The sequence below is a fragment of the Oceaniovalibus sp. ACAM 378 genome (assembly GCF_008085915.1).
Classification (GTDB): Bacteria; Pseudomonadota; Alphaproteobacteria; order Rhodobacterales; family Rhodobacteraceae; genus Oceaniglobus.
Map to the genome: position 1 here is coordinate 1 of NZ_VSJK01000043.1, position 10,812 is coordinate 10,812.

Consider the following 10,812-nt stretch of genomic DNA (forward strand, 5'->3'; position numbering starts at 1 on the left):
GGGGCGCGCCTCAGGGCAAGACCCCGTAAGCACGCATTGCGTGCCAAGGGCAACGACACCTCAACGCCAACCGTTCAGCAAGTCACAACGGCAATGATTCGCGCCGAGCCCCATTACGGCATCTCCCTAAAGGTCGGATAGGGGTCCACCGTCTTGCCGGTGATATCGCGTACGAATTCACGGGCGAGATAGTGCCAGCATTGCTCGGTCTCGCCTTTTACATCGGGCATGGCGTCGGCAATCGCCGATGGCAGCGGGAGTTCTTGCCAGGTTTTGTCCTTGCCATAGTGATACAATTGGCCGCTGCCATAATGGCCTTTGATGTAAATCGCGCCCTCCTTGCCGTAGAACACTATGTGATCTTCATGGAACCGGGGCACCAGCCCGCCATGTTTGAACAGCACCGACACCGGTTTTTTGGCATAAGGGCTCTCAAGTTGCGCGAGCACCGTATAAGACCATTCGACATCACTGGTCCCCCATTTCAACGACGGATCGTTGAGGTCTTTGGGGATGAAATCGCGTCGCGTGGCAAAGTTATGCACGCCTTCGACAATGGGGGCACGGCCCAGATCGTCGCGGACTTCACCGATGATCGACAAGATCTTTTCGCCAACTACGGACGCCGCGATGGACAGCGTGTGGGTGAAATTGTTGTTCAACCGTCCGCCGCCGTCTTTCTTGCGATGTGACCAGCCGAATGGAATGTCACGCTCAAGATTGAAATGCGAGATGCATTCGATCTCGGTCGGCTCACCTATCGCGCCCTCGGCCACCAATTGCTTGGCGTGCAACACGCTGGGCGCGTAGCGGAAGCTGGCGGCATAGGCAGTTTTGACGCCCTTCGCCTGCGCCAATGCGTTCAGTTCAACCGCTGTTTCCGCGCTGTCGGTCATCGGTTTGTCGCAGAACACGTGACAGCCGCATGCAATGGCCTGTTTGATCGGTTCGTAATGCGCCCCACCGGGCGTTGCGATCGATACAATGTCGGGTTTGCAGGTTTTTAAGGCCTCCTGCCAGTTGGTGCCGGCATAGGGGATACGCATCTTCTGGGCCACGTCTTTGACCACATGTTCGGTCCGGCCCACGATGCCAACAACCTCGGCCCCGACCCCGCGGAACGCATCGGCATGACCCTGCCCGGCAAAGCCGGTTCCTGCGATCAATACTTTCAACATCACATATACTTTCCTGGTGAAGGTTCATGCGTCATTTGCTTCCGGAGCGTGCGGCGGCCAAACGCCCGGCGATCCAGCGTCCAGACCGAAGCGCTTTAGATGCGGTGCCCGGTTTCTGTGTTGAAAAAATGCAATTTGGCGGGGTCGATGGATACCGTCAGCATTTGCCCGACCGCGATGTCGACACCGCCATCCAATACCACCGTCGCCGAGGTGCCGGCCAGTTCGAAAGTGATATGGGTTTGCGCGCCGGTAGGTTCGACAAGCGTGGTTGCCCCGAAAAGCTGCGTGCCGATTGTTTCGGTAGAGAAATGCTCGGGGCGCATGCCGGCAATGACCTTATCATGCTCCGCTATTTTAAGATGATTAGTCGTTACCGGAACAGATTGCCCGCAAGAGAACATGGCGGCCAGTCCGGTATCTGTTTTGACAATGGTTGCCTCGATCAGGTTCATCGACGGTGTGCCGATGAAGGCCGCGACAAAGAGATTGTCGGGCTTGTTGTAAAGGTCGATCGGGCGCCCTGCCTGTTCGATATGTCCACTATTGAGGATGACCACCCGGTCAGCAAGTGTCATGGCTTCAATCTGGTCGTGGGTCACATAGATCGAGGTTGTCTTGATGCGCTGGTGCAGGGCCTTGATTTCCGACCGCATTTGAACGCGCAGCTTGGCGTCAAGGTTCGAAAGCGGCTCGTCAAACAGAAACGCCGCCGGATCGCGTACAATGGCGCGGCCCATGGCAACGCGCTGACGTTGACCGCCAGAAAGCTGTCCCGGTTTGCGGTCTAGCAACTTGTCAAGTTCAAGCAGCTTGGCGACGCCCTCAACTTTTTTGTCGATATCCCGTCGCTTCATCCCCGAGAGTTTCAGGTTGAACCCCATGTTTTTCGCCACTGACATATGAGGGTAAAGTGCATAGTTTTGGAACACCATCGCGATATTGCGTTCGCGTGGGTTGAGGTGGTTGACCACATTGCCGCCGATGCGGATTTCTCCGCTGGAGGCCGGTTCCAGTCCCGAGATGATCCGTAAAAGTGTAGACTTGCCACAGCCGGACGGCCCAACAAGCGCGACGAACTCGCCATCTTCGATCTGAAGATCAACTCCGTGGATCACTTCGACCGCGCCAAAGTTCTTTTTGAGTCCGGTGATTTCTACTGATGCCATGTCACTCCCCTTTTCCCGATGACTGATTTCGCAATTGACAGCTGGTTGCCCGCCTCAGGCGAGCATGGCTGCCTTTTCGCGATGAATCTCCTGCTTCAATGTCTCGCCCGCAAAGAACCGGCGCACCTCTTCGACCGCAGAAAGCCCCTGGCGGATATAGCTTTCCCGTGTGTGCCCGGCGCAGTGCGGCGAGAGATATACATTCGGCATCTGCCGCAACGGATCGTCAACGGGCAGGGGCTCAATGTCGAAAGTGTCGATGGCGGCAAAGATCTGACCCTGTTGCAAGACCTGCACCAGCGCACCCGGTTCTAACAGTCCGGCACGGGCCGTGTTGACCAGCAGACTGCCGGGGGCCATCGACTCAAGGTGGCTGCGTTTGATCATACCTTCGGTGGCGGGCAGGTTCGCGGCATGCAGGCTGACCACCGGGCAACGGGTGAACAACGTCTCCAGATCCAGAAGCGTCACGCCCAGTTGCTCTGCCTGTTCGGGGCTGATGAACGGATCATAGACCGACACGGTGCAACCGAACGGGCGCAACCGGTCCAACACAAGCCGACCGACATAGCCCAGCCCGACAAGTCCGACATTCTGTGCCGCCAGAAGTTGGCCCAGCTGGCCTTTGCGCATGTCCTGCCAGCTCATAGGACCGCGCAACGCGGCATCCTGTTCGCGGTGCAGGCGCAAATGGGCAAGGATCTGTGTCAAGGTGAATTCGGCCACTGCAAGGGCGATTTCCGGCGCCGAATGGCTGACCCGGATATGCCCCGCGCAAAGCGCATCTTCCACAGCCAGCAATTTCACCGATCCGGCCGCATGGGACACAAAAGAAATACCGCCCGTTGGGGCCACAAGATGTGAAAGCTTGGGGCTGAGCCATCCGGTGATCACCGCGTTCACATCCGGCAATGCATCGGCAAAAGCCCCTGAACGCAGGTCTTCGTCACTGACAAAGACCGGTTCGGCAAAGGCGCTTAGCGCGGTTTCGACCTGCTGTGTAAAGATCCTTGAACGGACTTCGGCGGGCATCAAGACAGCCACCTTAGGGCCATGGGTTTGGATCTGGGAGGGTTGAATTTCCATGCTTTTTTGACCTGTGTTGTGCATTGGGATCAGCGGATCGCCGGTTGAATCATCAATTCCGAAACATGGGCCCGTTTCGGCAAAGCCATCACGAACATGCAGGCCTCGGCGATATCTTCGGGCTGAAGCGCCTTGGCGCGCATCTCGTCGGTCGGCGGGGTTGGTCGTTTTTCTAGTAGCGGTGTTTCGGTCATGCCGGGAAGGAGCACGGTCGCGCGAATGCCGTTCTGCCACTCTTCTTCCATGATCGCATGGGTCATCGCCATGACGCCCGCCTTGGTCGCCTGATAGGCCGCGCCAGAGGGATCGGGCTTGCGCGCTGCGGTAGAGGATATGTTGAGCAACAGCCCGCCGCCACGTTGCCGGAAAACTGGCACGATTACCTTGGCAAGGTTGAAAGCGGCGTTGAGGTTGGTGTCGATCATTGACGACCAGCTGTCGGCCGTGAGATCGACAAAGGCCCGGTTGATGATATTGACACCGACCGAATTGACTAGGGTATCGACGGCGGCCAGAGCGTCTGTGTGCGTCGCCAGTGCCGCGGCAAGCGAGGCAGCATCTGACGCATCTGCCTGAACTCCGACGACGTGAGGCGCGCCCAGATCAGAAGTCTCTTGTGCGATTTCGTCCAACCGTGCGGCGTCGCGGCCCAGAAGCAGCAGATTTGCGCCAGCGGCGGCGGCGCTGCGCGCGATTGCGCGGCCCATGCCACTTGTTGCTCCCGCGATCAGAATGGTTCGCCCTGACAAGCTGTTGTCTTTGATCATTGTTCTGCCTTCGGTTAAGGTTTTCGAGGCGGCTTGGGAGCGGCGGTCGAGTTGCGCACCATCAATTCCGGCCGCAAGATCACATGCGGCTCTTCGGCGCCGTCTTCGTTTTCTAGGGTATAGATGAGTTTCGCGACGATCAGCTCGGCCATTTTCTCCACGGGTTGGCGCACGGTGGTCAGGGGCGGCTCTACGACCTTGGCCATGAAGATATCGTCAAAGCCGACCACCGACAGATCTTCGGGCACCCGATACCCCAACTCTCTTGCGCCGGAACATGCGCCGATCGCATACATGTCGTTGACTGTAAAAATTGCCGTCGGCGGGTTATCCTGGGTCAGCAGTTCACGGGCCGCAGTCCGGCCCAGTTCTGCGGCGTGGCTGTCGCCAAATCCCATTGCATTGGCACCGCCTAGCCAGATCATGTCGTCTTCAAGCGTCAGCCCCTCTTTGTCCAGTTCCCGGCGCATGCCTTCCAAGCGGGCGATGCGGCTGGAGGTGCCGATGGGGCCAGAGATAAAGGCAATGCGTTTGTGCCCCAAACCGATCAGATGGCGCGTGGCAAGGCGGGCGCCGAGCGCCTGATCGACACTGACCGAGCAGGAGACCACCCCTTTGGCCCCGCGCGACACCCGGTCGAAGGCGGCAATACGCATGCCTTTTTCGGCGTGCTCTCTCAGGTGATCGAAAGAAACCGGGGACGATCCAAGAATGGTCCCCCGGATCGAAGACCCATGCAGGGAGTTCATGTAGGTCACTTCCAGGTCGGGGTCGCGTTCCGCGTTACAGATCAGAACTTGATAGCCGCGCTTAAGGGCCGCTTTCTCGATAAGCTGGGACACATTGCCCCAAAAGGGGTTGGCCACCGAAGGTACAACAAGACCAAGTGTCTTGATCTGTCCTGACTTGAGCTGCCGTGCAACTGCGCTTGGCGTGTAGTTCAGTGCAGTGATCGCCTCTTGAACCCGGCTTAGCGTGCGTGCGCCCATCTTGGCGTGACGGCCATTGATGACATTCGAAACGGTGCTGACGGATACGCCAGCCTTTTTCGCGACGTCCTTGATGCCTGCCATCGCTTCAACCCTATCTGTCCCGCTGACGCGCCAGCCCTGACTTGGATGGCCAAGATCGCATCGGGATTCGTTACGTAATTCGTTACACCTAATAGTCACCGATTGCCGAAATGTTCCAGACAAATATTTCTGATTTATAAATAAAATCATCCCGACGGCCCAAAAACGGAGCAGTGGGTACTCTGTATCGGCGAGGGAAATATTCTGCCGGTATTTCTAATAATAGTTATAATACAGTAAGTTAATAGAGCTTCTCCATTATCGGAACAGGTCTGGCGTGCCCGCGCGAGGTTCAGAAGTTCCGGCTTGTGATTTTTAGTCGACATAGGTGTAACGTTTTACTAACGTGGCTTCACGGCGGGCCGCGAATCGCGGTCAGCGGCAATGACGGCCAAAGTTCGGGTTGCACATTTAGGGAGGACGAAAATGACCACATCTCATTCGCGCAGACAGTTTCTGAAGCAGAGTACCACAGCATTTGGCGGGTTCGCATTGACGGTTGTTGCGGGGGGGCGCCTTGGCGCAGGGGAACACCAAAGTGCGTTTCAGTGGCTTTGTTGAATCAGAGGAGCAGCTCGCCACGACGCTCAAGGTTCTCAAGGCCTATATGGCAAAGAACCCCGATGTTGAGATCGTGCCGGAATTCTCCAGCTACCGCGCCTTTACCGACAAGCTCGCGACCGAGGCTGCAGGCGGCAATGCGCCGGACATGTTCAGCGTAAACGTCGACCTCTTGGCCGAATACGCCGCGCGCGGGGTCCTGACGCCGCTGACAGAGTGGATTCCCGATCCGCTTGATGTGTCCGAATATCAGGCCGGCAGTGTCTTTTCCTGCACTTACGCCGGCGAAATGTACGCAATGCCGAACGACGCGATTGCGACGGCCATCTTCTTTAACCCGGCGAAATTCGAAGAAGTCGGGGTTGCGGTTCCTGAAAAATTTTACACTTGGGAAACACTGCTTGAGACCTCTGTTGCGCTTGGCAAGGAGCATGGGCGTGGCTTCTGGGGTATCGAAGACGGCGGCGGCAACAACCTTGCTTGCGACATTTTCCTGCGGGCCGGAGGTGCGGCGCTATTCACGCCAGAGCACACCATCGGCTTTAACGGTGAAGAGATGGCCAAGTGGTTCCAGTATTGGGAAGACATGCGCAAGGCTGGCGGCGCGCCGCCCGCAGATGTACAGGCCCAGGCCGGCGACAATTCGGCCTCGCTCGGGATCGTGCGTGGCCGCTCCGCAATGCTGGTTCAGACAACCGACAGTTTCATTGGCATCGGCGCGCTGATGGAAAGCCCGCTTGATCTGATGATGCTTCCAAACGGGTTCGCGGGTGGCGAGATGAAACAACATCTTTATGACTACGCAGGCAACTCGACCGGGATCTGGAAAAACGCGGTCAACAAAGAACTCTGCATTGATATCATCCGCTTCATGCACTTCGATCCCGAAGGTGTGGATCTCTACTACACCGGCAGCGGCATGATCCCGGCCTCGACTGCGGGTCTTGAGAAATTCGGCTCTTCAGGCTCGCCTGAGGAAAAGAAGTTGGTCGACTACCTCAAGATGCTGCGTGAAGATCCGGCGCCGTCGCGCCGTCCGGGTGTGGGTGGTCTTGGCGGGATCTTCCGTCGCCACAATGAGGCCGTCGCCTTTGGTGACATGACCGCGCTTGAGGCGGGCAATTCGCTGACCGCCGAGATCGACGGAAAGCTCAAGGCGCTCAAATAACGAGGTCGCCGAACTGGCGGGGCAGAGGGTTTCCTGTCCCGTCTTCTTGGCGCCGTGCCTTTTTGGGCGCGGTTGGCACCTGATGGCTTCAGAGTAGGTAGGTCCCCATGAGCAAGACAAAGAACCTTTCAACTAAGCAGAACGGAATCGCGTTTCTTTTCCTGTCGCCCTGGATCATCGGCTTTCTCGTCCTGACCCTGGGTCCGATGCTGGGCTCGCTGTATCTGTCTTTTACGGATTACGATTTGTTCAGTTCGCCGAATTGGGCAGGGTTGGACAATTACACCAAGCTCGTGAACGACGATCCGCGTTATATCGCGTCGCTGAAAGTCACATTGTCCTACGTGCTGTTCTCGGTCCCGTTGAAACTGGGATTTGCCCTGTTCATCGCGCTGATCCTAAATCGTGGGCTGCGGGGGCTTGGGATCTATCGGTCAGTCTTTTATCTGCCGTCGCTGTTGGGCGGGAGCGTGGCCGTCGCACTGATGTGGCGTCAAATCTTCTCGTATGATGGGATCATCAACCAGTTTCTCTGGACCTACTTCGGCTATGATGCGCCCAGTTGGATTACCAATCCCGACTATGCATTGGGAACCCTTGTTCTGTTGGCGGCATGGCAGTTTGGTGCACCGATGGTGATCTTTCTCGCCGGTCTCAAGCAGATTCCGCAAGACATGTATGATGCAGCCGCCATAGATGGCGCGCGTCCGGTACAGCAGTTCTTTTATGTGACGATACCGCTGTTGACGCCGATCATCTTCTTCAACTTTGTCATGCAGACCATCGGCGCGTTTCAGGCCTTTACACCGTCCTACATTATTTCGGACGGCACTGGCGGCCCCGCAGATTCCACACTGTTTTACACGCTTTATCTTTATGAGCAGGCCTTTACCAATTTCGAGATGGGATATGCCTCGGCCATTGCCTGGGTGTTGGTGGCCATCATTGGCCTCACAACGATGATATCTTTTCTGAGCGCCAAGTACTGGGTGCACTACGGGGATGAGGGGTAACATCATGACCATCACAGAACCGCCCGAAGTGGCTGTCGACGTCAACCACACCAGTGCCAAGTCCAAGGCCCGCTCCAAGCTGATGATGCACGGCTTCCTGATCTTATTTGCATTGATCATGCTTTATCCGCTGATCTGGCTTGCGGTGAGTTCGCTGAAGCCATCGAACATCATTTTCTCCGACACCAGCATCATTCCCCGGCATTTCGAGTGGGAAAACTATGCCAATGGCTGGGCCGGAGTCGCAGCGCCTTTCAAGGTGTTCTTTGCCAACAGTTTCGTGATTGCGACGCTCGCGGTGATCGGAAACGTACTTTCCTGTTCCTTTGTCGCTTACGCCTTTGCGCGGCTCAACTTCAGCTTCAAGGCGCCATTGTTCGCCCTCATGATGATGACAATCATGCTGCCGTTGCATGCGACGTTGATCCCGCAATACATCCTGTTCAACTGGCTGGGCTGGGTGAATACGATCCTGCCGATTGTGACGCCCAAGTTCCTTGCGGTGGACGCCTTCTTTGTCTTCCTCATGATCCAGTTCATTCGAGGTATCCCTCGCGAGCTCGATGAAGCGGCGGCGATTGATGGGGCGGGCCCGATCCGGATTTACTTTTCGATCATCCTGCCGCTCTTGACCCCGGCATTGGTGACGACGGCGGTCTTCACCTTCCTGTGGACCTATGAGGACTTCCTCACACCGTTGATCTATCTGACGTCGATCGAGAATTACACCGTGCCGCAGGGGCTTCGACTGTTGCAGGCTTCGCGTGGGGCAAGCACTTGGGGGGCCATGCTGGCCATGTCGCTCCTGTCGTTGGTGCCGATGTTCGTCGTCTTCTTCATCTTCCAGCGCAAGCTGATCGATGGGATCGCAACCACGGGGTTGAAGGGCTAAGGCCCTTCCCATCCCGCACAAATACAAACCAAAGGACCTGTGTTTTGATGGCAAAACCGTTAATTTCAGTATTCACCAAACCTTGGACCGACCCGCTGCCCGAACTGGCAGAGAAACTGACCGGTCTGGGCTTTGAAGGCGTCGAACTGGCGGTGCGGCCGGGCTATCAGGTGGTGCCCGGAAATGTCACGTCCGACCTGCCCCGGGCGGTGCGGCTGCTGGAGGAGCATGGGCTGAAGACTCCCAGCATCGCAGGTGAGATTGACGAGGCGACCATTGCCGCCTGTGGCGAAGCTGGCGTTGGCACAATCCGTATTTGCGCGCCGATTGACATGACGAAAGGCTATCGCGCCTCGATTGACGATTATCGCCGCCGCTTTGATGCGCTCTTGCCTGCGCTGGAAAGAAGCGGCGTCGCCATCGGTGTGCAGAACCACTATGGCAACATGGTCGCAAGCGCGGTTGGCCTTGCGCATCTGTTGGCGGATTATGACCCCGGGCTGGTCTGTGGCGTGCTGGATATGGGGCATTGCGCGGTTGATGGCGAACCGGTGCAGATGGCTGTCGATATCGCCCGCCCACATATGAACGGGTTGGTGAACTTCAAGAGCGCCTGCCATCTGCGCGCCAATGGGCCAGAGCTTGAGGCCGAATATGTGGTGCATTGGACGACCCATGATCACGGCGGTTACAACTGGCGTGAACTGGTCAGCGAATTGCACCGCACCAGGGTTGGAGGCACCTTCTGTATGCCCGCCGAATACAGCCAGCAGGCGGGCAAGCATGGCCAGCGGATGGGCGATGACGTCATTCCATTCCTGAAAAAGGACATCGCGCATCTCAAAAGCCTGGTTGACGAAATTTATACCTGAGCGATCCGTGACACGCTTTCTCCGGGTGCCGCCGAAACATGCCGATCGCCGACCGTATAAGCGCCGGTCTTGGGTCGGCTGGACACCAGCGACGCACGCGCGCTTTCAAAAGGTAAAACGATGAATAAGGCAAAAGATCTGACAATCAAGGACGTCCGGGTAATCGTCAGCAGTCCGGGACGAAACTTTGTGACCCTAAAGATCGTCACCGAATGCGGGATCTATGGGGTTGGCGACGCCACCGTGAACGGCCGCGAAATGGCGGTGGCGACCTATCTTCAGGAACATGTCGCGCCCTGTCTGATCGGGCGGAACGCCCATGAGATCGAGGATATCTGGCAATATCTCTATAAAGGCGTCTATTGGCGGAAAGGGCCAATCAACATGGCCTGTGTCGCCGCGGTGGATGTCGCGCTTTGGGATATCAAAGGCAAGGTTGCGGGCCTGCCGGTTTATGAACTTCTGGGTGGCAAAAGCCGCAAGGCCATCACAACCTATGCCCATGCCACCGGCGACACCGTCGACGACACGCTGGACCGGGCTGAAGCGCTGATTGCGCAAGGCTTCAAGGCAATCCGGCTGCAAACGGCGGTGCCCGGGCTCGAAGGCACCTATGGCGTGTTGGGTGACAAGAAAGACTATTTCGAACAGCAAAGCAGTCGACCTTTGCCGCCCGAACAGCCTTGGTCGACGCGCAAATATATGAACTCGATCGAAGCGTTGTTTCGCGAGGCGCGCACGCGCTTTGGCGATGACATAGCGCTACTGCATGATGTCCATAGCCGCCTGACCCCAATTGAGGCCGCTCGGCTGGGCAAGATGTTGGAGCCCTATGATCTGTTGTTTCTGGAAGATGCCGTAGCAGCGGAAAATCAGGACAGCTTTCGCATACTGCGAAACCACACCTGCGTGTTTCGCGTGATGATGGGCAGCGATTTCGGGTGATGATGGGCACGTATTTCACGCGAAGGTGGGCAGTGATTTCGCGTGATGGTGGGCAGGTCTGGTCGGTAAACTGAGGATAGATGCCCCT

The 10,812-nt window shown here is 57.1% G+C and carries 10 protein-coding genes; 5 read left to right on the forward strand and 5 right to left on the reverse strand.

Annotated features, from left to right (window positions below; all coding sequences use genetic code 11):
• Window positions 1–113: 113 nt before the first annotated feature.
• From FQ320_RS24575 to FQ320_RS24595, 5 genes are all read right to left on the reverse strand, one after another.
• Complete coding sequence (locus FQ320_RS24575) at window positions 114–1,178, reverse strand: Gfo/Idh/MocA family protein (RefSeq protein ID WP_148475903.1); 1,065 nt, start codon at window positions 1,176–1,178, stop codon at window positions 114–116.
• A gap of 95 nt (window positions 1,179–1,273) precedes the next feature.
• Entirely contained in the window at window positions 1,274–2,347 is a 1,074-nt protein-coding gene (locus FQ320_RS24580) for an ABC transporter ATP-binding protein (RefSeq protein ID WP_148475904.1), read from the reverse strand.
• A 54-nt stretch (window positions 2,348–2,401) separates the two neighbouring features.
• Window positions 2,402–3,379, reverse strand: coding sequence for a hydroxyacid dehydrogenase (locus FQ320_RS24585; RefSeq protein ID WP_187394077.1), 978 nt, complete (start codon window positions 3,377–3,379; stop codon window positions 2,402–2,404).
• Window positions 3,380–3,462: 83 nt separating this feature from the next.
• Complete coding sequence (locus FQ320_RS24590) at window positions 3,463–4,200, reverse strand: SDR family oxidoreductase (RefSeq protein WP_148475906.1); 738 nt, start codon at window positions 4,198–4,200, stop codon at window positions 3,463–3,465.
• A 14-nt stretch (window positions 4,201–4,214) separates the two neighbouring features.
• Window positions 4,215–5,273 carry a LacI family DNA-binding transcriptional regulator gene (locus FQ320_RS24595; protein ID WP_187394078.1) on the reverse strand — a complete coding sequence of 353 codons (1,059 nt, stop codon included), beginning with the start codon at window positions 5,271–5,273 and terminating at the stop codon, window positions 4,215–4,217.
• A gap of 538 nt (window positions 5,274–5,811) precedes the next feature.
• Here FQ320_RS24595 and FQ320_RS24600 point away from each other — a divergent pair.
• The 5 genes from FQ320_RS24600 to FQ320_RS24620 all read left to right on the forward strand — a co-directional run bounded on the left by FQ320_RS24600 (window position 5,812) and on the right by FQ320_RS24620 (window position 10,724).
• Window positions 5,812–7,002 carry an ABC transporter substrate-binding protein gene (locus tag FQ320_RS24600; RefSeq protein WP_148475908.1) on the forward strand — a complete coding sequence of 397 codons (1,191 nt, stop codon included), beginning with the start codon at window positions 5,812–5,814 and terminating at the stop codon, window positions 7,000–7,002.
• Window positions 7,003–7,109: 107 nt separating this feature from the next.
• On the forward strand, window positions 7,110–8,015 hold the full coding sequence (locus tag FQ320_RS24605; protein ID WP_148475909.1) for a carbohydrate ABC transporter permease: 906 nt from the start codon (window positions 7,110–7,112) through the stop codon (window positions 8,013–8,015).
• A gap of 4 nt (window positions 8,016–8,019) precedes the next feature.
• Window positions 8,020–8,907 carry a carbohydrate ABC transporter permease gene (locus FQ320_RS24610; RefSeq protein WP_222861721.1) on the forward strand — a complete coding sequence of 296 codons (888 nt, stop codon included), beginning with the start codon at window positions 8,020–8,022 and terminating at the stop codon, window positions 8,905–8,907.
• Window positions 8,908–8,954: 47 nt separating this feature from the next.
• Window positions 8,955–9,779: a sugar phosphate isomerase/epimerase gene (locus FQ320_RS24615; RefSeq protein ID WP_148475910.1), complete on the forward strand. Its 825-nt coding sequence runs from the start codon at window positions 8,955–8,957 to the stop codon at window positions 9,777–9,779.
• A gap of 120 nt (window positions 9,780–9,899) precedes the next feature.
• Window positions 9,900–10,724: an enolase C-terminal domain-like protein gene (locus FQ320_RS24620; RefSeq protein ID WP_187394079.1), complete on the forward strand. Its 825-nt coding sequence runs from the start codon at window positions 9,900–9,902 to the stop codon at window positions 10,722–10,724.
• Window positions 10,725–10,812 lie beyond the last annotated feature (88 nt).